Origin of the sequence: Chitinophaga sp. LS1 (assembly GCF_034274695.1) — a bacterium.
GTDB lineage: Bacteria > Bacteroidota > Bacteroidia > Chitinophagales > Chitinophagaceae > Chitinophaga.
In genome coordinates this window covers 6,591,647-6,616,289 of sequence record NZ_CP128362.1, presented here as the reverse complement: position 1 = coordinate 6,616,289, position 24,643 = coordinate 6,591,647, and the positions used below count along the sequence as shown (strand labels likewise).

Below are 24,643 nucleotides of genomic sequence, written 5' to 3'. Positions count from 1 at the left end.
TTTCTATTCTTCTGGTTCTGTTTGCAAGCCTTCATGACTTCAATTGTCCAGGTTGGTGAAGACTTCTTTAGTGCTCATCCTGACGGCATTTTCAGATCATCAGACAAGGGGAAAACATGGAAATTATTACTTCCTTCTGTAGAAGATAAGGTCTTTAATTTATTAGTTTCAGGCAACGTGATCTATGTCATACCCAGTAAAGGTGGATGTTGAAAACTCAGATTAACATTCATGAATTTCATGTCTGCCGGGGGGCTTGCCATTGATATTTTCGTATAGCTAAACTCTTGCAGGCAACTTTCATCTGCTTGCGCAGCAGTTGCTACAAGGTACCCGAATAAAATCAGGCAAAAATAACTATTGACAGCCTCTTTTAATTTACCCGAAAATCTTCAAACAACACTGAAAATGATTCCTTACCCGGTGCAGCGGCCACAAGCCCTACCCGGACTATTCCTCCCGGCGGAAAATAAGCCAGCCGCAACATCTCATATCTTTTTCCATCAAATGAATAACTGATCTCCACATAATCACCCTTTCGCAACAAATTTAGCCAGAGCGCATCCGGACTATCATTCCTGGGTACCACAGACCAGTCAGATACCTCCCGTGTGACTACAGCACTTACGTTTTGCACCCCGTCCACATACTCTATGCCGGTCTTGATCCAGTTCTTTTCATCAAGCCGCACCATCAAGCCTGCCTGATGAAAAAGCTCCCGATATTGCCCTCTCACCTTCACACTGGCTACAAAATCACCTTCCCGCTCCACGTAATAAAACGGCCCATTATCACGTATAAAACCGTAATGCGTGACACGCCAGAAGTCTGTATCAGCATCTACTGTCATCGACAGCTGCTGATTATCACCAGCCCATTGGGCCGGTTCATTCATCCATTTCATATTGTTATTGTTTTGTATCAATACCACGTGTCAGCCAGACAGTGCAGCTGGCAAACAAAGCAATTAAACCAAATGACCATCGCAAATCCAGTGCTTCTGCTATAAAACCGATCATCGGAGGACCAATCAGGAATCCAAGGAACCCTAAGGTGGACACCGCAGCTATTGCCATGCCCGGCGGTAACGTGTCTGACTTACCTGCCAATGCCAATACCAATGGCACAATAGACGAAACGCCAATCCCTACCAACAGGAAACCCAGCGTAGCCGTCACGATATGCGGGAAGAAAATAGCGATCAATAACCCTGTACTACTGATCATACCAGCATATGTCAGCACATGCTTCACACCCAGGCGTGTCACTACCTTATCCGCTACAAATCGACCACCGGCCATCGTACTCATAAAAGCGATATACCCCACCGTTGTCAATGCCTCAGGCACCTGCACCACTTTCTGGAAATATACCCCGCTCCAGTCAAACATAGTCCCCTCTGTGACCAGGCTGGCAAACGCGATCAATCCCAGCTGCATGATCTTCCTATCCGGCATGGCAAACAGTGGCCCATCATCCGTAGGCGCATCGGCTGGCAACAGGTATGATCTGGCACTGAATACCAGCACCCAGCATAGCAACGCTACTATCAGGAAGTGCTGCCATATAGGCCAGTTCAGATTTACAGCCAGGGTACCAATACCCACACCCGTAAATCCCGCCAGGCTCCAAAGCCCATGAAAGGAAGCCATGATCGAGCGCCCATATAAATTCTCAATACCCACAGCCTGCGTATTCATGGATATTTCAAACAGGTTGTTCATAAACCCAAAGCAGAATAATACGATGACCAACTGCCAGATGTGTGTGGTAAATCCAATAAATGTAAGCATAACTGGAAACAGTAGGCCGGCGGCTATTAATACCTTCCTGCTTCCCGTCTTTGTCACCAGCCACCCGGACACAGGCAGGCTCACCATCAGCCCGATGGGCAATGCAAAGAGGACACTCCCCAGCCCGGCGTTCCCCAGCCCAAATTGTGATTTGATATCATGAATACGGCAGGCCCAACTTGAATAGGTCAGGCCTGCTATAAAAAAGAAAATGGACGTCGCTATACGGTAGGAACGTTTCTGGTCAATCGTAACTGAAAGCATAAATTCACATTTATTAATCTGTTTAAGGCGTACCGCAGGTCATTATCAGCATGTTTCACCACAGCCCATGGGCTGCGGTGAAGCACTTTTTTACTTGATCTTCTCAGCATATAATCCTATATGCTGATAGAGCTGATCGTAATCTTCAATCCTGATAATATCCTCCAGGTGAGCGAGTTTCTTATTGGCAATGCCAATGAACCCAATACCCATCTGCTGCGTAGTGAGATAATCCCACACACCATCTCCCACATAAACGATGCCGGGCGGTGCAGTATCCAGTCCATTTTTTTCATTCATCTTCCGGATTGTAGCATGGATAATATCCTGCCTCGCCAGTGCATCCTGTGCAAAAGAAGCTGTACAGGCACTTACATCAATCCCCGCACATTGCAGTTTAAAATGTGCCGATTGCCGCCATCCTCCTGTAGCAAGTCCTACACTATAATGCTCCTGCTGGCATAACAGCCCGATCACAGCTCCTGCCTTCGTTATTTCACGAATGGTAGCAGGATCTTCCTGGTAGGCCTGCTGCAATAATCCACAGAAGTGAGTGATGAAATGATCCCGCTCTGCTTCAGTAAATGTGCGACCCAGTCTCTCACGGCACAACTGGTCGATAATGCCACTGTCTGTGGTATTCTGATAATATCCATAATTCGTTTCGAAATCTTTAAAACCAAAGCAATCTTCTATCGCACGGGTATAACAATGGTCGTCTATTGCAGTGGTGTCGGTCAATGTACCGTCTATATCAAAAATGATGTACTTCATACTGGTTAACTTTAAGAGATCCTGATAACTGATTTAAGACTACTGATATTATTACTTCGCTGACGGGTAGTCCGATCGCAACCCAGATCCTTTATAGCGGCATCGAAGTTATTCAGATCATACTCATTTGTGATGATCTTCTGCAACTCCAGCTGGCCGCTGTTAATGAGATCCACCGCATGCCGGAAAGTGTCCTGTGAATCAATGGAGCCAATGATAGAAATACTGCGATCCGCTATCTCACGTGGATTGATTGTTTGCAGATTATTGCGCAATCCCATCAGTGAGATCTTTCCACCGTCAGCAATAGCCTGGATGGATTTTTCCAGCAGACTGGCTGTGGTATCAATGATCAGGTCATACTGGTTCTTCTGCGGTACAAACGATGGAGACATGGTCCAGCGATCAGTCAACACGTCATTCTTTTCAATCAATTGCATACGCTGACCCGATGCTTCATAGATCACGCCTTCACGTATACCATATTGCTTCAGGGCCAGGTAGAACAACAGGCCAATAGGTCCCCCACCCAATATAGCTGTGCGCATGAAGGGTGTGACCTGCAATTTCTTTACAGCTGTGAGCACACAACTCAATGGCTCAGACATGGCCCCCTGCTCAAAAGGGATTGCCTCTGCCAATGGATAAATAAATCGTTGCGTGGTTTTGAAATACCGGGTGAATGTGCCATCAATAGACACACCTGCTTCTGTAGAGGATTTCAGCAGGCAATGATTACGCAGCCCTTTACGGCAGTTATCACAATAACCGCAATAGTAAGTGGGGTCTATGATGACCCGGTCTCCGATCTGGCAATTATCCACAGCTGAACCTTTATCCACGATCACCCCGGCAGATTCATGCCCGATGATCACCTGCGGACGTGCCATGTACTCACCGGAAATAATACTGAGGTCTGTACCGCAGATGCCTGTAGCACGGACCTCTACGATCACTTCATCGGGAAGTATAATAGATGGTTCTTCCTTTTCCTGGATAGAGATCTCCCAGGGATTGTTATAAACAATAGCTTGCATGATTTGCAATTTTTAAAGTTCATGAAATATCTTATCCAGCCGTGCACAGATCTCCTCAATGTCATCAACTGTTGTTGTCAGGGAAGGTCTTACTTTCACGACATTTCCAAATCCATAACGGGAGCCACGCAGTATGAGGTGATGATTTTCAAGGCCAATGTCAATGATCTTGTTAGTAAGATCTACATCTGGCGCACCATCCTTATCAACGATTTCTAATCCCCACATGTAGCCGATACCACGTACATCGCCGATTACATCGCCATATTTTTCCTTGAGATTGTTGAGCAGGCGGCCAAGGACTGCCCCATTTTCACGCACGTTTTCCAGGAAACCTTCCCGGGATACAATCTCCATGGTCTTCTGTGATGCTGTCAGCGATAGCAGGTTACCACCGGATGTGTAGGAGTGTTCAAACTTCTCCAGCACGGCCAGTTGGGGTGTGTAAAGTATAGCAGCAGCAGGAATACCAATACCACCAAGGCCTTTGGCCAGTGTGATGATGTCAGGTTTAATGTCATAGTACTCACTTGCAAACATGTGCCCTGTTCTGCCAATGCCCGTCTGTACCTCATCAGCGATCAGTACAATGTCCAGCTCATCACAGATCTTGCGGACCCGTTCAAAGTAACCTTCAGGAGGTATGATATTGCCACCATTGCCGAGGATAGGCTCTATGATGATACATGATACACCACCAGAAGCGGCATACTCAGCATAGTCGTGAATGGCTTCTGTACAAAGGAAACCACAGGCAGGTGCACCTTTTGCCGAAAAAGGACAACGATAGCAGTAAGGTGCAGGTACAATACCATTTTGAGTTACAACCGTATTTGGAAAAGATTTGCGCCGGAAGGCATTACCTGAGATGGCGGTCGCGAAAAGTGTCTGTCCGTGGTGGGACAGGGAGAGGCTGATGACCTCATTTCTGCCATTATACTTATTGGCAATTTTAACAGCTCCTTCATTGGCAGTGGAACCAATAATGTCGCGCATCCAGCCGGTGGTGATATGGGCTGGTGCTTGGGCAAGAATGCTATCCAGTACATGCTGGGCAAGGTCGCCGGTGAAGGAAGACGATACGTGGATAAGGTCTTCCAGCTGGGTTTTGAGCGCATCAACCAGTTCGGGGTAGCTGTAACCTAATGCCAGGTTAAAGGTGCCGGACACGGCGTCGATGTATTCATCCTGATCAGGGGTGTACAGGCGAATGCCTTTCCCTTTGTTGAATTGGACTTGGGTAGTGGTCATGGAATTTTTTTTTAGAGTATGTGCATTGAAGTGCCGGACGAGGGTGATGTTTCGTCAGGGGGGAGTGTCATGATACGTTTTTCGATTTTTGTAGTTTGAGGGTCTTACGGGTTTTTTAAAGGATAAACAATAAGAGATCTTGTCTTAAAGATGGAATAGTAAAACGGGTTACATAATAGCTGTAAAGTAAAATGTAATCCGGATAAATTTCTTTTTTTTATTTTCGAAAAATCAGGTACTATATATTATAATTGAGGTGCAATAAAAAATCCATTAGGCAACTTCCTTACATTCTTCTTTATATACTTCTATCCATGCTGTGGAGCGTACTGTTCTATAACTTTATGGCCGCTGCGAAAGGAGTGCAGGACATGCTTTCCACGCTTGCCCCCAGTGCTTTCTTGAGTCTGATCCGGGCCGTGCTGGTGTCACTTACTCACAAATGTATCGGGTGGAAAAGCTATGTATGTTGGCCCTCCCGGTAGTGGTCCTGGTAATGTTACCTTTAAGTATACACTTGGTATCATGGCTGCAAGCATGATGGTCACGCAACTGTTCTACCGCCGGAAATACGCGAATAAATAAACTCTCTATCCTAAAAACGTTTCTCTCCAATAAGATTCGGTGTGGATTTCGATGATCTCATCCGGGAAGTTCTCTATCACGACTACCAGCAGGTTCCATTTATTAGCGAATATGGAGCAACAGTCGCAGAGAATACTGTGCTTATACGCATCTGGTCCTGCGTAGATCTGCTGTTGCAGGGCCGTGAATTTATCAAACTTTTTTTCGTTGTCATCCATTGTCAGGCTCATTTCTAACTTCAAAGTGGTTAAGGGACGGCGACGTACCTACTTTCAGCAGCCTAATATTAGTTCTAATTTCGTGACCATACTACAATCATGCTTTAAAAGAAATATTTACCTCACGCATCTTTTAAAAAAAGTAAATCATCTTCATTTTCTCACTGTTATCCCAATAAATGGTTAAAACACCAGGCAGCCTGTTGCAGGAACAGCGGCTTGTATTTTCTACTATGGTTTTATTCGGTTCGTATGCTAATACTACGTTCAGCGCATTGAACTTAATGTCTTCAATAGTATTATATGGAACAGAGTATCGTCCTCACTCATTCGCTTCGTGCCAAAAAGCTTTCCCATACTTTGGAATGTCTGGCACAGTATTTTGGAGAAGCGGACAGGTTATCTTCCACGTCAGGCGCAATTAATTATAGTCTTCCGCTATTTAAAAATGTTCAATTCCTCATTATAAACAGGACTTTGTATGCCCAAAAAATTTAAAACACTGTGAAATACGTAGTCTTGTGACAATGATTTTTCTGTGTTCAATGGTTTTAAACTGTTTTCAGATGTCCAAACTATAAAAGGAATGTCATATTGTTGTTTCGGCGCCAGGCTTAAAGGCAAACCATGCATGTATAGATTTTTTTCTCCTAAAGATTCGCCATGGTCGGAAACAAAAATCATTGCACTTCTATATTCCTTTAATTGTTTTAAATCTTCAATCACATTGTATAAAATATAGTCGGTATAACGAATCGTATTGTCATAAGCGTTGACCAGTTCTGTACTAGAACATTTTGCTAATTCAACGCTATTACAGACTGGCTTAAAAGTTTCGAACTGAGGCGGATACTTTTTGCTATACTCAGGTCCATGACTTGTACTTGTGTGCAAAATTATCAATATCTTGTTTTTTGTACTTGCTGCTATTTGCTCTTTCAGGTTATTCAAAAGAACTTCATCATAATCGCATTCATCGCCTTTACAATCTTTCATCAGCGCCTCTTTGTTCAGGTAATTTTTTATATGAACAGGTGGTTCTCCCCAGTTTGTGGTTCTCCAGACAACCTCAACGCCATTTCTATATAAATAATTGGGCAAAATCTCATACAACTCGCCGGTATTTTTAGCTTCTAAAATACACTTTACACCTGCAGTAGTGTAGGTGGCGCAAGAGGTAGCATTAAAATGAAATACACCAGGGGTTTTTGAAAGCAATGGATTTGTATTTTTACTATACCCGTATAAAGAAAAATTCTCGCTTCTGGCGGATTCTCCTATCACTAAGACAACAACCGATTTCCGGTTATCTTTTATGGTAGCATCTGGCAATAATATTTCTTTTTCATTTTCCTGGTGTTTATGTACAAAAAACAAAGAAAGATTTACAGTGTAACTCCATGGCATTGCAAGCCCACCTAATACTTTTGAATTTTTATCAACCCACAACCAATTTTGGGAATTGGCAAATACTACAGTTAACATAAATAATAAACTAGCTAAAGCGATGACTAAAAATCGCTTGAATGTTACATGTACTATTTTGGCTTTTATGATAATAATGGCAGGAATAACACCAAGCAGAATTATATAGAGTAGTAATTTTATGGAAAAAAAACCTGACGCCTCAGCATAATTGGTATTTAGCACATTACCCATCATTTCTGCATTTATTATAACACCGTAAGTATTAATAAAGTAAACTGCAATTGCGCTGACAATAAAGAGTAATGCCAGGATAATTTTTCCTACAAAGCGAAATAGAAAGAACATCAAAAAAAAGACAAAAGAATTTGCAACCAGCATTAGGATAACAAAACAAATAATAATGGAAATACCGTTAAAACTTTTATAATCAACATTATTAAAAATAAATTTGAAAAAGGGAAAATGAAAGAATAAGAAGTTAAGACAACTTATTAATAAAGAAAAGTGAACGATTTTTATATTATCCTTAAATAACCGCATAAACCATTTTATTAAACAATAACAATCGATAAAATTAGTACAAAATATAATATTATTAAATTTTTGTTAATTTTTAGCTGTTTAACGAAACAAGCCAGTATTAATAAAATAAAATCAGATAGTACTTTTTATTGTTAACCCAAGCCCAGATTCTATATTTCCGGCTGATACGGATTTTTTTGCAAATGTCACGCCTTCAAAGAAATTAAGAAGGTGCTGGAAGGAATAACTTAAAGTACAAAGCAGCTGGTGTACCCAGGGAAAGATATATTAACCGAAGTAAAGTTGATTTGGCTCTTTATATTGTAAAGCGACAGGTTAGTCTTGGGAAAAGATTCGATTTTGTTGGAGCAGATGGTTCCTAAGTTGTCAAAGTAGAATTAAGTAAGGGGTTTTATATTTTCAAACTCATTTCGTGTAACAATATAAGAGTGCCCCAATTTTAAATCCTTATCAATATCTTTATCAGTAGCGAATAATATACCTTTCCTTATTTCAACAATGTCGCCTGGCAAGCCACACAATCTATAAATATTAGGCAGTCTACCGAATGGAGTATCACCTGTAAACCAAATAAAATCTAATCTTTTCGGAGAGATGAACCTGGAGCCCAGCATTCTGCTATTTAATTTTATTGAAGGCTTGTTTGCGATAGTCGGGGCTTTATAGTATTGAAAAACATCTGCTAATCGACCGATTAACAGGAGTACAAATTGAATCCCCGGCAATAATAAAATAACTTTTAAAGTTCCCTTCATTCAATTGAGTTTTTAATTACACAAACGTCTGACACTTGCTGTTGGCTGGCATTTGAAAAACGTAGCCCCGGATACCGAAGCCTATAAGAATTATTAAAGATGAAAATAATACAATCGGGTTTTCTGATACTGAGCGTCATACCATAATAGCCAATATCGCAAAAAATTAATTTTATTAAACAAATAGACGATGATCCGCGTTATTCTACATACCCATTTTATAAAGACAAGTCGGTTTTACCCCTTTATTTTTATATTGTTGATCTCATACCCATAATGAAAGCAAAATTTGTATGATTTATTATGATCCTAAACATTTAATCAATGAAGACGCAAGCAGAAAAGAAAGATCTTTTTGATCGCTCCCCGGAATTCTTTGAAACAGACAAAGCCGCCGTTGAGGCTATCGTACAAACGGCTGTAAACGTTGAACTATTCACGATTCCCCTGTACATGACGTCTTTGTACTCTATACAGGGACTACACCAGATTACCGGAAAGAAAAGTAACCTTTATCAGGGACGTTTATGGCCGGGACTAGCTCCTACCTTCAGACCAGGAGAAAAATCATCCTTAAATAATATTCCTGAGAATGAAGCAGCATTTAATACAATATTCAGCGTATTCATTGAAGAGATGCTTCATTTGCAACTGGCCTCAAATGTAGCAACAGCGCTGGGTATCGTACCCCAGTTCACCCAAATGTCGCCAGAAAACAACAATTATGCATGGACATGTTACAATCCCCAAAGTACCATTCTGCCGGGTATTGTTGATTTCCAGGATTGTAAACCTGTATCAAATGGTGTTAATTATGCTGATATGAGGGTAAAACTCGATGAGCTTAATCTAAGTCAGAATGATCTGTTCCTTGCCATTGAGGCTCCCGAAGAAGAAGCTAAAGCACGTATTAAAGATAGTGAACTACACAAATATTTCCCGATAACCCCATTTAAAAACTGGAAAAAGGGAGATCAATTGCCAATGTTCGGTAGTATTGGTCAGATGTATCAGTGCCTCTGGGATTACCTTGATATCACTTACAAAGATGTTGAAGGTAAGGTTACCACTCTCTGGGAAATGATGTATTCTCCGGCCGCTATACAGCAGGACATATTTAACACTGTTTCTCCCGGCCATCCCTATAAGGAGTTCCAGGAGTTGACGACTACCATATCGGGCTGGCTGCCAGATAAAGCAAAAGAACTTGTATTCAAACTTATCTGCAGTATAACTGACCAGGGTGAGGGTAAAGGTATCCGGAAGAATCTACGCCCTTCAGCAGGATTACAGGCGGTTAATCCCGAATACCAGGCTTCCGATGAAGCACTTAAAGCGGATTATCCTTCTTATACAGATACCGGAACCCCTGCCGCGTCATCTCACGCATACGCCCGTCATAATAATGGTGAACATGACCATTATGAGCGCTTTAAACAAATACAGGAAGATCTTAAATCCGGTAAAATTGTAACATGGCCTACCTGGCATAATCAGATACGGAAAGGTGCTGATAAATGGACTGCTCAGGATCTGATGGGTGAGGATTATGATAAAAACAAACACCCATTGCCAGCGGCAGAAGAAATTGCAGGCGCATTAAACCGTCTTAATAATCCCTTGGATAATTCCGGAAAGCCGGATAAAGCAAAAAGAAATGCCAACTACAAACAGTTTTGTGAAGTGGCTACAGGCGCAATAGCTGGCATTACCACTGTGCTTGACCAGTACTGGCAGAACAGCTCTGTAGGATTTCCTTTTCCATCAATGAGTGGCTCCGGCGACCGCCTGATGATGTGCTGGGCAGTTTTTGGTCAGCTACCCGATCTCTCGGTAGGTGTAAAAGTCCGGCAGGTCAATACACTTTATCACGCATGTCAGGGTATGAATCTGAACAACGATGCACCGGTTGACAACACCTGCGCATCCGCAGAAGTCTACCATAATTGCAGAGGGTCAAACTCATGCAAGGCCGAGGGAGGTTGCGGATTTGTGCAACTGGTAGGCCAGTCAAAATCATGTAGCCAAAGTGTAAAACTGGCCCAGGGCCAATATAATTTACAAGCCGGATGCGGTTTACCGACACCGGCATACAGTGCTCCTGCCGATAATCTTTGTAAAAGTTTTGGCGGATGCGCTGTTCCTATTTCTGCTTCTCAGATTTACCCGCCGTTTACTGATCAGCAAGGGAAACCTGCTGTCGTCGGTGCAATGGAATTAAATGATTTTAAAGGTCCGGATCACAGTACTACTAAATTACCCGGCCAGGTAGTATTTGAATATGGCGACCTGGTTTATGACATAGCATGGGAAGCCTACACAAAGGTTTTAAAAACCAGGAATCCCGATGCACCAGAGCCAGTTAAACCGCAGCCTAGTGATATCAGGCTGGCATTTCCTCCATCTACCTGATCTATATTTATGGATATAAATAACAACAAACGCCTGGGCCTTCCTAATCTTGGCCTGGGCGTCGGCTTACGCAGCAAACACTATGCACACCTGATGAAAAACGATCCGGTTATAGACTGGTTCGAGATCATCAGTGAAAATTACATGAACAATTTTGGCTACGCAAGACATGTGTTGGAACATATTGCAGGATTAAGACCCATTGTCATGCATGGCGTATCTATGTCAATAGGAAGTACAGACCCATTAAATCTTGCCTATCTCGAACAACTGAAAGAGCTTGCCGCAGTAGTAAATCCAGTCTGGATATCAGATCATTTATGCTGGACCGGAGTAGCTCATTTAAATACCCATGATTTGTTGCCTTTACCCCTGACAGTAGAAAGTCTGCTACATGTCAGCGAGCGTATAAACCGGGTTCAGGATATACTTCAACGACCATTAGTATTGGAAAATCCTTCAACGTACATGGAGTTTCAAAGCTCCAGTCTTTACGAATGGGAGTTCATGACTGAACTTGTGCATAAAACCGGCTGTGGTTTACTGCTTGACGTAAACAACGTTTTTGTATCAGGTAATAATCACCATTTCGATCCGGAATTTTATATTCGTAACATACCACATGAAGCAGTAGTTCAAATACATATTGCCGGACCTACAGATTGTTATCAATATTATCTGGATACACATGATCAGCCAGTGCCTACAGAGGTCTGGCGTTTGTATAATCTTGCACAGCAGCTTACCGGAGGTGTATCTACCCTATTAGAATGGGACGCAAATATTCCTGAATATGATGAACTGATCGCTGAAGTAAGTAAAGCAAAACAGGTATTACAAGGCCATTTACCTGATGTACCTGTCTATCGTACACCTTATTTAAATGCGGTTTCTAATCCTGTAGATCATCAAATACAAACATCCCATGAGTGAACTGGCCAACATTCAGAAATGGCTTACGTCGATTATTATTAAACCTGGCAGGCTAAATGATAAAGTGTACATGGCCGATCAATGCTATCATCTCAATCATGAGAAGGTAATACTCTCCACCGCAGGTATGCCAGCAATGAAAAAAATAGAAATATATGCCAAAGGATATGTACTACGGTTAATGGAATGTATGAAGGCAGAATATCCGGCCCTCTTACAACTACTTGGTCCTGAACTATTCAATATATTTGCCAGTGCCTATCTTGCAAGCGTGCCACCTGCTTCTCCCAACCTGTATGATCTTGGACTATACTTTCCCACATTCCTTAGAGGCACGCTGCCAAAGGAAAAAGTAAGTGAGGAACCATCCATATATGATCTTCCTGTTGAGGTTGCAATATTTGAACGTTCAATAGCTGAAGCTTCAAGAAGCAAGGGCATTGAAGGGAGGGGAAAAGAAAGTACTTATGACAACCAAATGCTTTATCTGTTGGATACGACCTCAATCAGGACTTCACCATGCCTGATATTGTTACAGCTACATTTTCCGTTAGCAGAATTTATTAAGGCCGTACAACGCCTGGAAAATCCTCCTACTCCTGATATAAAAGAAAGCTTTGCTGCTATCAGCAGAAGCGGATACATTGTTCAAATAGGCGATTTGGAGTTATGGCAATGGCAGTTTCTGAAAGCATTGCAAAATCATAATGATTATCTTGTTGCTATTAGTATTGCCTCCCAAAAGTGCGGCGTAAATAGTGATTCCCTGATGGCCGATTTAATGCTGTGGATACCGCTTGCGTTGAAGTCGGGATATATTTATCGTGATGGACTATAATATGTGGATATCTACAAGACGAAGTTCTTTCAAAATATTGCTGTAACTTAAAGAGCTTTCCTGCCAAACAAATGAAAACAGACACATTTCAGCTAACCATACATATGGTTTCAAGCCTTGATGGAATAATTGCCAAAAAAGACAATAGCGTTTCGTGGTTTGACACGCCCGATTATTATGAGAAAGGAATTACAGGACAAGACCCCGATGAATTTCTTAAAAAAATAGACTGCTATGTAATGGGGGCCCATACATACGAACATGCGCTGGAACTGTCTGCATCTTATGGATGGCCTTACGGAGACATACCCACAATTGTAGTCTCTCACAGAAACCTCCCTGTTTATAAACAAAACATAGCACTTTACTCCGGCGATCTGGACGAGCTGGTGAATGAACGACTAAAATCAAAGTATAAACATGTCTGGCTTGTAGGCGGAGCAATGCTTGCAAAAGATTTTATCCGTTCAAACCTGGCAGACGAAATCAGGTTGTCTTTCCTGCCTGTTATTCTTGGCGAAGGCACGGCGTTCTTTGAACATATAGGACATGAAGTTATATTGCATCTGAAAGACGTGGCCGCCTATAAAAGCGGAATGGTCGAATTGTGTTATGAAATAAAAAAGCAATAGACTGATTCAGACAACTCTATGAGCATTATCGTTGTAATGTCTTTATACTGGTCCAGATGCCAGTTTTACCTTCCAGCTGGCTTACAAATGTGGCAAGCCCTATCAGGTGGTGGTTTATCTTCAACTTTTGACCATCACTGTCTATAAGCGTTAAAAGTCCGGCATTAGAGTATCCAGATCTAAAATTCAAAAATACTTACCCTGCCTATGAGGGAAGATTTTTAAGTGAGATCGCAATGGAGATTAGAAGAGGAACTTTTCATTGTGAAAGATTCAAAAAAGAAATAATCGATCATACAACTGCTCACTCCCCAAGAATTCAACTTGATCTTCCACTTCAAGGTTCTTTTTTAACGTAGCGCTGGGATTGGGTATAGCTGAAACTTCGTCTGTTGGATTCACCTGGAAATATTTATCCTTTGTTGCTGCGTTTAGTACCCACTTAAATCTTGCATAGTATCCCTGTGGAGTTTCCCCTTTAAATTTGGCAAGAAGGAATTTCCTAAACTCTTTGCATAGGTTTTCCGTAATGTCAACTGGTGAAACGAAGCTACGCCCTACAAATTCTTTGAATTGTTTAAAGCTGTTCTGTAAAGCCCTGTTACCATCTGTCTTATTTTTATCTACATATTCCGCGTAGTATTCCAGGAAATTCTCCTTAAACTTATGCGGTGGAGTGTAGGCAAATCCTATAGATTGCTGTTCTATTATTGTCTGGCTTTTTTTAACATCTATTAATTCTAAGGCTTGCTTATTATGATTTTTTTCGGTCTGGTTCTTCGGTTTCGTATAAGTAAATACTCCTATTGCAGGCCGCTGTCCGGGAAGCCGGCCATAGTCATAATAGTAGATCCTTTTATCTTTCGTCCTGTTTAGGTAAGATCCTATTTTCATATCCCTATGTAGTAATGGGAAATGATCCTGTGAATGGCACAGACCCTTCAGGGAGTATTTCATTATTTGATTTTGCAAGTTATACAAATACTCAGTGGGCGACCCAGTTTACTACTATGGCTATTGGTTCCGCTATAGGGTATTCAACTGCAAAGAATAATGGATTAACAGGAAATGATCTCGCCTTAGCTACTATTGGTGGTGGCATAACTGGTTTTGCCGCTGGACACTATGGATATAAATTAGGTGCTAGCATTAATTATAGTGCCATTGGAAACAGTATTTCGAATTTTGCAGTAAATATTAGTAATGGAATTAATGATATCTTCAAAGGTGCGCAAAATGGAAATACTAGTGGATGGCAAGATCTTTCTAAATCGGTTTTAATGACTTTAGCAAAACAATATTCTGGCAAAACATTTACAAGTAGCGGTCAGTGGGAAGATTATGTTGGAGATACATTTGAAAAGACATTCCATGTATGGGCGGAAGCCTCCAAAAACATGGTTGGCTATCTGAACTCTTACGCACAAAATACTCTACCTGACCACCTTGACGATGGAGAAGGATTGTACTGGCCAATCCACTCTAGCAGGAAAAATATAATTATAGATGCGAAAGCAACCACCACTTTGCAGAATGTTTCATCAGGCAAAACTACGCGTTTTCCAGAAGCTGCCTGGTTTGAAATTAAAGCGAAACAAGGAAATATTACTCCCAGCACCTCAAGGGGACAGGTTGCTTATGAGATGCAAGCGCTGGTAAAGGATAAACCTAGAGCAGTTTATGAGGGGGCCGCGGAGTTCAATATTGTTACCACAACTAATTCACAAGTTAGTACAAAAATCTATGTGGGTGGTTATGTTATGGGTTTATTTGTTAGAAGATGGACTCCCCAATATAAGATTGTTAATAAAAAGGTAAAGGTGAGGTTTGGATATGAACAAGGAACAAGGGTGGGAGGAATACCCTTTAATATTACAACCATATTTTGGGATGATCCGGGTGTAGATTACCAGTTTTAAAATCTATTTTTATGAAAATTATTTGGACAACATTTTTTTTGATCACTAATTTATGTTTAGGTATGGCCCAGAAATATGAAATTAAATCTTCCCTAGAGCTGTTAAAAATTTTAAGAGAGCAAAATGGGCAGATTTTGAGCGAAAATGAAGAAGATTTGTCTTGTGCTTATACAATCAATAATAATAAAATTGTCTGGCTACCCGCTAGCGGTGGCAAAGGAATCGTTTTTGAAGACGAAGCCACCATGCGGGAAGTTCTAAAAAATGGAGTACCTATTGAAGATGACAATTATAACCCATTTAAATCGAATCAGGAACATCTGGTAAATATCGCCAGCGAAATAAATTACTGGCTTAAAATATTGTCAGAGAAATTAGATTTGGAAATTGATGTAAATAAGGATGACGCTTCCTATTATAAGGAAATTTCAAAAAGGGTGAATAAAATTGATCCTGACGATCGAAATACAGATTTGTTTATACCATTAGGAATTTTTATTGGGGAGAAGATAAAAAGAGGAACTAGTGCCCATTGGCAGGTAGAAAAGAAGTATGGATACAGACCCTATTTTATGCCAATTTTAATAGATGCAAGTGAGAAAAAGTATCATCCCTGGTATAAATTATATGAACATTTAAGCAAAAAGAAGTTCGATTTTGATAAATACCTTACACTGGTTAACAGCCTGGGAGCTCTTTAGTTAACGCTATATTAATAATAATGAGAAATTAAATACTTGGGTTATTCGTTGTGTTTTGGTTTTCGTGTACTAAAAGCATAGAAACAGTAAATAATCCAGGAGAGTCTGCCGGCTCAAAATCCGCTAATATCGTAATTAGAGGTTCCTCTTCCGCAGCAGGTATAGGAGCTAATCCAACTGATTCAGGGTGGGTAAACGGGTTAAGGTTGGCTACCCTGGATAATAAAAAAACACTTTATTTTATTAATCTCGCTGTAGCAGTTTACACTATCAGTGAGTGCCTGAAAATTATTCCGTTCAGGAAGATATGCCACTAATAGATACTACAAAGAATATTACCAATGCGTTATCGCACCATCCTTCTCTGGTGATGATTACATATCCAACCAATGATGTTGCAAATCAACTGCAGAAAATAATGGTCTAACAGGAAATGATCTCTCGTTAGCTACTATTGGTGGTGGTATAACTGGTTTTACTGCTGGACACTATGGATATAAATTATGTGCTCGGATTAATTATAGTGCCATTGAAAACAGTATTTCGAATTTTGCAGTAAATATCGGTAATGGTATTAATGATTTCGTCAAAGGTGTGCAAAATGGAAATACGAGCGGTTGGCAAGATCTCTCTAAATCGGTTTTAATGACTTTAGCAAAATAATATTCTTGCAAAACATTTACAAGTAGCGGTCAGTGAGAAGATTATGTTGGAGATACATTTGAAGATACATTTCATGCATCCGGATGTAGATTATCAGTTTTAAAATTTATTTTTAGAATTACCCATTTACGGGTCGTTACGCAAATATGCGGCGTAGTGCTATCATAGCTTTATAAAAAAAACTATGTTTAGGGGCATCACAATTGAAAGTTTTCAAAGACATTTTCCAGATGAAGAATCGTGTTTACAATACCTTGCAGAGTTGAAGTGGCAGCAAGGGTTTCGTTGTAAGAAGTGTGGTGGAGAAATGTGGTGGAAAGGTAAAAGGTGGCTTGATAGACGTTGTCAGGCTTGCAATTATAATGAGTCTCCCACTGCAGGGACATTGTTTCATAAAGTAAAATTCAGTTTGCTGACAGCTTTTCAGATTTGTTTCCGTTTGAGTGTAAGTAAAAAGGGGATGTCAAGTTGCGAAATAAGCAGGGAATATGGCATCCGTCAAACAAGTGCCTGGTATTTTAAGCGCAAAGTGCAGGAGGGCATGCAAAGTAGTGAACAGTTTCCATTACAAGGTCGTGTAGAGGTAGATGAATTTGTGATTGGTGGCAAGGAAGAAGGGAATCAAGGTCGGGCTAAAGGTGATCGAAAAATTATCCTGATAGCAGTTGAAAAAGTATGCCGAAATAGAAAGACTGGCAGAGCGTATGCCCAATGCATAGAGGATTACAGCTCTACATCGTTTCAGCCATTCATGGAAAAACACATCGATAAAAAATCACGGGTAGTGACAGATGGCTGGGCAGCTTATGCTCCACTAAAGAATATATTTCCACGATTGGAGCAAGTAGAATCTGGTAATGGCAAAAATTTTCCTCATTTACATACTCATATCATGAATTTTAAAGGTTGGTTAAGAGGCATTCATCATCGTGTTTCTGAAAATCATATGCAGGCATACTTAAATGAATTTCATTTCCGATTTAACAGAAGAAATCATTTGGGCAGTATAATGCACAAACTTTTATCCAGGATGGTTGCTGCTGCTCCTTTATTTTTAACTTTACGAGAGCTAAATGGGTAATTCTATTTATTTTTATGAAAATTATTTGGACAACATTTTTTTGATCACTAATTTATGTTTAGGTATGGCCCAGAAACATGAAATTAAATCCTCCCTAGAGCTGTTAAAAATTTTAAGAGAGCAAAATGGGCAGATTTTGAGCGAAAATGAAGAAGATTTGTCTTGTGCTTATACAATCAATAATAATAAAATTGTCTGGCTACCCGCTAGCGGTGGCAAAGGAATCGTTTTTGAAGACGAAGCCACCATGCGGGAAGTTCTAAAAAATGGAGTACCTATTGAAGATGACAATTATAACCCATTTAAATCGAATCAGGAACATCTGGTAAATATCGCCAGCGAAATAAATTACTGGCTTAAAATATTGTCAGAGAAATTAGATTTGGAAATTGATGTGCAAAAAGATGATACCGCTTACTACAATGCAATATCCAAAAAGGTGAATAAAATTGACCCTCAACAGCGGTATATGGACTTGTTTATACCATTAGGGATTTTTATTGGAGAAAAGATGAGAAGGAGTAAAAGTGCCCACTGGCAGGTAGAAAAGAAGTATGGATACAGACCCTATTTTATGCCAATTTTAATGGATGGGAATGATAATAGGTATCTTCCCTGGTATAGATTAGATCAACATTTAAGTAAGAAGAAGTTCGATCTGGATACATACCTGACGTATATGAACAAACTCGGAAGTCTTTAATAAATGCCTATTTAGATAGCAATGAGAAATTATATATTTGGGTTATCCATTGTGTTTTGGTTTTCGTGTACTAAAAGCACAGAAGCAGTAAATAATCCAGGAGAGTCTGCCGGCTCAAAATCCGCTAATATCGTAATTATAGGTTCCTCTTCCGCAGCAGGTATTGGAGCTAATCCAACTGATTCGGGGTGGGTAAACAGGTTAAGGTTGGCTACTCTGGATAATAAAAAGACACTTTATTTTATTAATCTCGCTGTAGCTGGTTACACTACCTATCAAGGAGTTCCTGAAAATTATTCCGTTCAGGAAGGTATGCCACTAACAGATACTACAAAGAATATTACCAAGGCGTTATCTTACTATCCTTCTTTAGTGATGATTACATATCCAACCAATGATGTTGCAAATGGCTACAGTGATAATGAAATAATGAGTAACTATAAGGAAATGGTGCGGCTGTTGGATTCAGCAAAAGTAAAATATATCCTGTTTGGTACCCAGCCGCGCAACTTTGATGATGCAGCAATTAGAAGTCGCCTGAAAACGCTGAATGAAAAGATGATGAGCAACTATGGCGACAAGTTTAATAATTTATATGACACCCTCTCTACTCCAGAAGGTTATATAAAACCTGAATTTGCAGCAGCTGATGGGATTCATCTGAATAACAGAGGCCATTATTTAATTGTTCAATCAGTTTTGTCAGATTCTATTTTTAAGACCACTATTCAGTAGCTCATATTTTCTAATCTTATTGTTATAAAACAGCTTTTGGAATAGAACTTATTTTATAAATGCCATTGAGATTTTTTGGGCTTTTATGGGATGTCAGGGTCGGGAAAATTTAACGGATGATAAATAGGCTATAATACAAGCTACTTATTCCAGCCGCGTTTTTCTAGTTCTGGACAGTTAAACTAATAGCCATAGGGCACCATTTGTTATATGATGCATAGTTAGTACCTTTTCCTGTTGTTCCTGATTTTTACCTTTAATGAGCATCACATGCAAAGTGCTAACAAACCGGCTACAACCAGCTCACACACTATTCCCATTGATGTTTTACTGGACATCATTCGCATCTTGTTCAATAACCACCTGTACTGGAAGGAAGAAGGTATCAATGAGCAGGAAGGCACCCTGATGGTGCAAATTACCCACCAACAGGGGAACCCTAAACACAAGAAAGCCTTACAAAACATCATTGGCATATTGGGTGATTATAGTTATTACGTTAAAGGCAGTCCACAGGATGAAGCCCTTGACTATTAACAAGATCGTTTACCGTTAAACTGACATCAATGACAACTACCTGTCAACCCTGCGGCACACCGATGCAAGCCTTACGAAGCACCCGTAAATATTGCAGTGATACCTGCAAGCAGTTAGCATTTTACAAGCGGAACGGATTGGCATTGGCAGATGCAGAGACTAACACTTTAACCAGTAATGAATCAGCAGTTTTGCTGGAAGAAGCAAAAACAGATGTAGATAAACCAGATTATATGGTAAGGCAACAAGACCAGCCCTATCAGCAGGTATATTCCCGGCTGCTGGAAGCGGTACAGGAATGCCTGGATAGTAATAACTACACATTTATATTTGAAAACCCGGATCAATATTGGGGAACCTATGCCATACAGCCAGTAAAATGGGTAAGCCTTCGATTGCGCTGCCTGTTGGAAAACATGCTTCGTTTAAGCAATATGCCTTCCATACCCAACGAGGCATTAGTTCTTTTGCGGGATTCGTTTGCTGAAATGGCAGCTGCAAGTCCTTACCGGCAACTGCCTACTGACTATCCCTACACCACGTTGGTAAAAGACATTATACATAACCTTGACCGCATTGTTCATAACGTTAAGCCGAAAGGTGATACCCGCTTTCGTTTAACGCTTAACCGGAAAGCATCACTTATTGCCTGTCGTTTTACGCTGGCAGCTATGGTGCCGCTGGTTAAGTTCCGTGAACTCAACTTTTCAGAATAATTATTCATAACCTTTAATTCCCATTATTTTATGCAAACAGTTATTACAAAACGCGAATTACAGGTGCCTGTAGATGTGCTGATCCGGGTAGCCGATGTGTTACTGGAAAAGAATATTACCAATAGCATTACAGCCACAGACGAAGATGAGGGTTACATCACTATTGAAGTAGAATACGAAAAAGAGCAGCGTGATGCCATCCATGAAGCCGAAGATATTATCTCTGATTACCATGAGAATGAGGAAAGAGAGGATGATGACGAAGAAGATGAGGATGAAGATTAACGCCAGTTTTACCACCACCACAGGATTACCTGTAGTGGTGGCTCTCTTTGCCCAATAACTTAACCCTTACTCTTACAGAAAGGTAAAATTTCAACACTAAACTATAGGTATGATAAAACGTGACGATCTGCTAATCATGAGAGCAATTGCACTCTGTTTTAAACCCTTCCTGAAACCGGAAGAAGCGCTGATTTATTGTAACCTTGGCCGAACGCAATTGGCTAAGAACTGTGAAGAATATGGGGTTTACAAAACCAATAGTGGCTATTACAGGAAAGAAGATATTGATAAAATGCTGTCCGGTGAAATGGCGGTAGTGCAGGCTGCACCACCATTGATAAAGCTAAGAGCTGCATAGTAAACAGGGCTATTCGATGGTGAATAGCCCTGTTGCTAAAACTTGCACCATACTGAAATTAGTTGACCCCCTAAAGGACACCCGCAATATTAAAAGAAGGCAAGTGACTGATCGCCTCCGACTGATCTTTAGGTTTGTACCTTTTGTAAGTCTGCTGCACCTGTCTGATAGTTGTATGCCCCATTAGATAAGCGATAGTGACATCATCCACGTTCTTATCCTTTAATAGTATGGAAAAACTTAATATTGCACAGGACCATGTTACGTATTTATTGACACCAGCCCGTTTAATCCATTCTCCCAATACCTTATTGGCTCCATTCGCCGTAGGCAGGCTGAAAACTTTATTGGCAGAAACTGTCTTGCCAAGAGATAGTTGTTTAATTTCTTCCAGAATTGCAAGGGCTATTGAGTGTAGGGTAAGTACCACTGGCTTGCCGGTTTTCTGCTGGATGATCCTTGTAATTAATTTACCACCCTGTAAATCCTGCCATTCCAGCCTTTTCACATCCACCCATCTCAGCCCGGTATAACAACTAAACAAGAAAGCCAGCTTCACTTGCTGGTTAAAACAGGGCGTGTTAAGTAAGGCAACGTATTCCTCTGATTCCAGGTGTTCCTTCAACGCAGCGCTAGGATTGCGTACAGCCGGGATGTCCTCTGTCGGGTTATTTCTGAAATATCCGTCTTTAGTAGCGTAAGTATTCGGACCTCGGCATTCCAGAATAATGTTTTACAGCCCTTATCTTTGCTGCTGTAATCATGGTATTGGCTATAAATGAAGTTCTTTGTAATTCGGGGCTAATCTGCTAATTGATGTAATCATGTATTTTTCTTCTTCCAATATGGAGGCAACAGATTAATAAGTTCATGAGCTGGGCAATCATGAAGGCGGTCATAGATATCTTTAAGATAAATATAAGGATCGATGTCGTTAAGTTTACAAGACTCGATCAGGGAGTAAAAAAGTGCTACTCTCTCTGCTCCATGTTCATTTCCGGCAAACAGGCTATTATTGCGGAAGGTAGTAACGGGTCTGATGGCCCTCTCGACGCCATTGTTGTCGGCATCGACGTATCCAAGGGTCGTAAATGCTTTTAGTTTGTGCCATTGCCCCAGGGCATAATTAACTGCTTTAATTATTGGTGTACCTGGCAGATGATCTATCTGCTGTTGTTCCAGCAACCAGATATGTATTTTATCGAGAAAAGGAACGCTATATTTCTGACGCAATGCCAATCGCTGGTCATCGGTCATCTTTTTTCTTTCGGCAAAGGCTTCTATCCTGTAAATGATGTTGAACAATGTCAATGCTTCTGCCGCTAGCTTTTTATCATATTTCTCTGCTTTCTTAAAACCGCGGCGGATATGGGACAGGCATGTCATTAGGTCCACCTCCTCATTATCTTTAAAAGCTGCTACATAGCTACCCAGGCCATCCGCCTGAAGCGTGCCCTTAAAATCTTTTAATATCTGCTGTGGAACCTTATGTCCGCGGGATGGGTTAAATTCAAACAATACTAATTTTTGTTCTTCAGATAAAAATACCCATAGCCAACCCCTGGATGGTTTGCCTTCTCCAATATCATTGAGGTAATCTAATCTTGTCTCATCGACCTTCAGATACCGGGCCTGCACAATTACTTTTTTCATACATCTCAACAGCCTTAGCAGTTTCTTAAAGGCCACCTCTTCCCAACCATTTACCGTTGATGCTGCGAAGCTGATGCCAGTAGTGCTTTTTATATACCGTAACTGACGTGTATATGGATCCCCATATCCAAACCGGCGGCTGTGTAAGTGTGCCAGCAGGCTGTTTCCTACTGTTCCTTTTTCTACCAGACGAGGGGCTACTGGTTGGCAGACAAACTTTTTATCTTCTGTACGATATTGAAGCCGCTCCTGTTGTACTTTAATAATTTTACCCGGCTTGTATTCGTAATAGGTCGTCACTTTTTTGCCCATAGGGATCAGGCCTGTCTTGTCTCCTTCGACGTCAATTGTTTCTGTCACTACTTCTATACAAGATGGTTGTACTCTTCTACCTTTATGAGCGAGATGTTTTTTCTTTTTGCGGTTGCCTTTCCGGATCTGGTCATCCACTTGTTGAATATCGCCTTTTGTGGAGGCTACTCTTATAATCTCTTCCAGTTCGGTCAGATCAAAATCAGGTCCTAAGGTTTGTTGTATGGCCGCATCTACTTTTTCACGTTCAGGTATAAATTTCTCACTCTTTTTACCCTGTAGCATTTCACATAACTCCTGTAACTGCCAGCTCTTCTTTTCTCCCTGAGCAACCTGCTCTTTTAAGAGCGCATTTTCACTTTCCAATGCTTCGATCCTGCTTTGCAATTCAATGACCTGATGTTCTCTATCAAGCATAATCTCATGTGCCTGATTCAGATAACGGTTTAATTTATCACATGCTCCATTCTTTGCTTCCAGCTGGTTATTCAGGTCATATATAATCTTACCAAACGTTATTCTCTCTCTGGTCAGAGATTCCAACAACTCCCCATTGGTCTCCGTTAGCGTGGAGATTTGTTTTAATGCATCTGTTATAGAAGTGAGTAATTCAGGGCGCACTGCTTTGTGTCATGGTATTGGCTATATTAACGCAAAAACAGCATTATTAGTTTGGCTGATCTGTTGATTTTCCTGACTTTCTTTCGTAACGCTTTCTGTACTTAATCTCGATTCCTTCCAGGATGAGCATCACATCTTTGCGTTCAATCATCATCGCCTGGCAACCAGGATCATAAACAGGTTTGCCAAAGGTGCCTCTGGCTAGTCTTTTGTAATAAAGCGCCTGACCATCTCCATCAAATTGCAACATTTTCACCTGGGTGAGACGCCCGTTAAAAAACAAATAGATGATGCCCTTAGCTAATGGATCAAGTGCCATTTGATTACGTACGATGCCTGACAAACCATTTATTCCCATCCGCATATCCGCTGCAGATGTATAGATATAAAAATTATAACCAGCTAATGACAACATTGACTAATGATTTAGCAAGGTGAGTAAATATTCTGCCGGCACAGGTTGATAAATTGCAATACCGCGCACTTCAGCAAATAAGTTTGAATTAACAGGCTCATTTGATGATGCTACAATTTTTACGGGAAGTATTGCTGGTGGTGAGGATGGAACCGGTGAAGTATTGTTTGTTTTCTTTAACCAGTAATAAAAACTGCCTTCACTTATTTGATGAGCCCTGCAGTATTCGCTAATAATCATGCCGGAATCAGGCTGCTGACGAACATGGAATGCCATGTCTACTTTTAAGGGAGAACCAGGGAGAGATCTCTGAATTTGCTTCTTTCGCATCGTTTAAATTTTGATGCAATGATCGCAATATTTAATTTCTATTCGGGAACGCCGAGAACCGAATACTTACTTTGTGGAAACAAATGCCACAATGAGTAAGATAATTCCAATTAACAATTCTCCAACTATTCCATTAGACCACCCATATGTG

General features: G+C 40.7%; 26 protein-coding genes. 13 read left to right on the top strand and 13 right to left on the bottom strand.

Going from position 1 to position 24,643, the window contains the following annotated elements; translation table 11 throughout:
- Positions 1-373 precede the first annotated feature (373 nt).
- The 8 genes from QQL36_RS27175 to QQL36_RS27140 form a co-directional block, all read right to left on the bottom strand.
- Complete coding sequence (locus QQL36_RS27175; RefSeq protein WP_321567430.1) at positions 374-904, bottom strand: DUF1349 domain-containing protein; 531 nt, start codon at positions 902-904, stop codon at positions 374-376.
- 4 nt (positions 905-908) lie between these two features.
- On the bottom strand, positions 909-2,057 hold the full coding sequence (locus QQL36_RS27170; protein WP_321567429.1) for an MFS transporter: 1,149 nt from the start codon (positions 2,055-2,057) through the stop codon (positions 909-911).
- Between the two features lie 90 nt (positions 2,058-2,147).
- Positions 2,148-2,831, bottom strand: a complete 684-nt coding sequence (locus QQL36_RS27165) for an HAD family hydrolase (protein ID WP_083727625.1) — start codon at positions 2,829-2,831, stop codon at positions 2,148-2,150.
- A gap of 11 nt (positions 2,832-2,842) precedes the next feature.
- Entirely contained in the window at positions 2,843-3,868 is a 1,026-nt protein-coding gene (locus QQL36_RS27160) for an alcohol dehydrogenase catalytic domain-containing protein (protein ID WP_083727623.1), read from the bottom strand.
- A gap of 12 nt (positions 3,869-3,880) precedes the next feature.
- Complete coding sequence (locus tag QQL36_RS27155; protein ID WP_321567428.1) at positions 3,881-5,119, bottom strand: aspartate aminotransferase family protein; 1,239 nt, start codon at positions 5,117-5,119, stop codon at positions 3,881-3,883.
- Between the two features lie 590 nt (positions 5,120-5,709).
- Positions 5,710-5,922 (bottom strand): hypothetical protein, encoded by a 213-nt coding sequence (locus QQL36_RS27150; protein WP_321567427.1) that lies wholly within the window; start codon positions 5,920-5,922, stop codon positions 5,710-5,712.
- Between the two features lie 438 nt (positions 5,923-6,360).
- Positions 6,361-7,890, bottom strand: coding sequence for a phosphoethanolamine--lipid A transferase EptA (gene eptA, locus QQL36_RS27145; RefSeq protein WP_083727617.1), 1,530 nt, complete (start codon positions 7,888-7,890; stop codon positions 6,361-6,363).
- Between the two features lie 380 nt (positions 7,891-8,270).
- Positions 8,271-8,648 carry a S26 family signal peptidase gene (locus QQL36_RS27140; protein WP_321567426.1) on the bottom strand — a complete coding sequence of 126 codons (378 nt, stop codon included), beginning with the start codon at positions 8,646-8,648 and terminating at the stop codon, positions 8,271-8,273.
- 324 nt (positions 8,649-8,972) lie between these two features.
- Here QQL36_RS27140 and QQL36_RS27135 point away from each other — a divergent pair, with 324 nt between their 5' ends.
- The 4 genes from QQL36_RS27135 (at position 8,973) to QQL36_RS27120 (ending at position 13,463) form a co-directional block, all read left to right on the top strand.
- Positions 8,973-11,060, top strand: a complete 2,088-nt coding sequence (locus QQL36_RS27135; protein WP_321567425.1) for a ferritin-like domain-containing protein — start codon at positions 8,973-8,975, stop codon at positions 11,058-11,060.
- A gap of 9 nt (positions 11,061-11,069) precedes the next feature.
- Complete coding sequence (locus QQL36_RS27130; protein ID WP_083730535.1) at positions 11,070-11,993, top strand: DUF692 domain-containing protein; 924 nt, start codon at positions 11,070-11,072, stop codon at positions 11,991-11,993.
- Positions 11,986-12,831 carry a DNA-binding domain-containing protein gene (locus tag QQL36_RS27125; RefSeq protein WP_321567424.1) on the top strand — a complete coding sequence of 282 codons (846 nt, stop codon included), beginning with the start codon at positions 11,986-11,988 and terminating at the stop codon, positions 12,829-12,831. Before QQL36_RS27130 ends, QQL36_RS27125 begins: the two co-directional genes overlap by 8 nt.
- A gap of 104 nt (positions 12,832-12,935) precedes the next feature.
- On the top strand, positions 12,936-13,463 hold the full coding sequence (locus tag QQL36_RS27120) for a dihydrofolate reductase family protein (protein ID WP_321567423.1): 528 nt from the start codon (positions 12,936-12,938) through the stop codon (positions 13,461-13,463).
- Positions 13,464-13,736: 273 nt separating this feature from the next.
- Here the strand turns inward: QQL36_RS27120 and QQL36_RS27115 are convergent, their stop codons facing one another.
- Positions 13,737-14,357: a phage integrase SAM-like domain-containing protein gene (locus tag QQL36_RS27115; RefSeq protein WP_321567422.1), complete on the bottom strand. Its 621-nt coding sequence runs from the start codon at positions 14,355-14,357 to the stop codon at positions 13,737-13,739.
- Positions 14,358-14,371: 14 nt separating this feature from the next.
- Here QQL36_RS27115 and QQL36_RS27110 point away from each other — a divergent pair, with 14 nt between their 5' ends.
- The 9 genes from QQL36_RS27110 to QQL36_RS27070 all read left to right on the top strand — a co-directional run bounded on the left by QQL36_RS27110 (position 14,372) and on the right by QQL36_RS27070 (position 21,161).
- Positions 14,372-15,382 (top strand): hypothetical protein, encoded by a 1,011-nt coding sequence (locus tag QQL36_RS27110; RefSeq protein WP_321567421.1) that lies wholly within the window; start codon positions 14,372-14,374, stop codon positions 15,380-15,382.
- Positions 15,383-15,393: 11 nt separating this feature from the next.
- Entirely contained in the window at positions 15,394-16,083 is a 690-nt protein-coding gene (locus tag QQL36_RS27105; RefSeq protein ID WP_321567420.1) for a hypothetical protein, read from the top strand.
- An 847-nt stretch (positions 16,084-16,930) separates the two neighbouring features.
- Positions 16,931-17,827, top strand: a complete 897-nt coding sequence (locus tag QQL36_RS27100; protein ID WP_321567419.1) for an IS1595 family transposase — start codon at positions 16,931-16,933, stop codon at positions 17,825-17,827.
- A gap of 64 nt (positions 17,828-17,891) precedes the next feature.
- On the top strand, positions 17,892-18,530 hold the full coding sequence (locus QQL36_RS27095) for a hypothetical protein (RefSeq protein WP_321567418.1): 639 nt from the start codon (positions 17,892-17,894) through the stop codon (positions 18,528-18,530).
- Positions 18,531-18,551: 21 nt separating this feature from the next.
- The gene (locus QQL36_RS27090) at positions 18,552-19,265 is read left to right on the top strand and encodes an SGNH/GDSL hydrolase family protein (RefSeq protein WP_321567417.1); all 714 of its coding nucleotides are present in this window, start codon (positions 18,552-18,554) and stop codon (positions 19,263-19,265) included.
- A gap of 270 nt (positions 19,266-19,535) precedes the next feature.
- The gene (locus QQL36_RS27085) at positions 19,536-19,802 is read left to right on the top strand and encodes a hypothetical protein (protein WP_143709221.1); all 267 of its coding nucleotides are present in this window, start codon (positions 19,536-19,538) and stop codon (positions 19,800-19,802) included.
- Positions 19,803-19,831: 29 nt separating this feature from the next.
- Entirely contained in the window at positions 19,832-20,518 is a 687-nt protein-coding gene (locus QQL36_RS27080) for a hypothetical protein (protein WP_083730607.1), read from the top strand.
- A 30-nt stretch (positions 20,519-20,548) separates the two neighbouring features.
- On the top strand, positions 20,549-20,803 hold the full coding sequence (locus QQL36_RS27075; protein ID WP_321567416.1) for a hypothetical protein: 255 nt from the start codon (positions 20,549-20,551) through the stop codon (positions 20,801-20,803).
- A 109-nt stretch (positions 20,804-20,912) separates the two neighbouring features.
- The gene (locus tag QQL36_RS27070; RefSeq protein ID WP_321567415.1) at positions 20,913-21,161 is read left to right on the top strand and encodes a hypothetical protein; all 249 of its coding nucleotides are present in this window, start codon (positions 20,913-20,915) and stop codon (positions 21,159-21,161) included.
- A gap of 70 nt (positions 21,162-21,231) precedes the next feature.
- Here the strand turns inward: QQL36_RS27070 and QQL36_RS27065 are convergent, their stop codons facing one another.
- The 4 genes from QQL36_RS27065 to tnpA all read right to left on the bottom strand — a co-directional run bounded on the left by QQL36_RS27065 (position 21,232) and on the right by tnpA (position 24,492).
- Positions 21,232-21,786 carry a site-specific integrase gene (locus QQL36_RS27065; RefSeq protein ID WP_321567414.1) on the bottom strand — a complete coding sequence of 185 codons (555 nt, stop codon included), beginning with the start codon at positions 21,784-21,786 and terminating at the stop codon, positions 21,232-21,234.
- 197 nt (positions 21,787-21,983) lie between these two features.
- Positions 21,984-23,747, bottom strand: a complete 1,764-nt coding sequence (gene tnpC / locus QQL36_RS27060) for an IS66 family transposase (protein WP_083730637.1) — start codon at positions 23,745-23,747, stop codon at positions 21,984-21,986.
- A 46-nt stretch (positions 23,748-23,793) separates the two neighbouring features.
- Positions 23,794-24,162, bottom strand: coding sequence for an IS66 family insertion sequence element accessory protein TnpB (tnpB, locus tag QQL36_RS27055; protein WP_083730638.1), 369 nt, complete (start codon positions 24,160-24,162; stop codon positions 23,794-23,796).
- A gap of 3 nt (positions 24,163-24,165) precedes the next feature.
- Entirely contained in the window at positions 24,166-24,492 is a 327-nt protein-coding gene (tnpA, locus tag QQL36_RS27050; RefSeq protein ID WP_072362417.1) for an IS66 family insertion sequence element accessory protein TnpA, read from the bottom strand.
- Between the last annotated feature and the right edge of the window lie 151 nt (positions 24,493-24,643).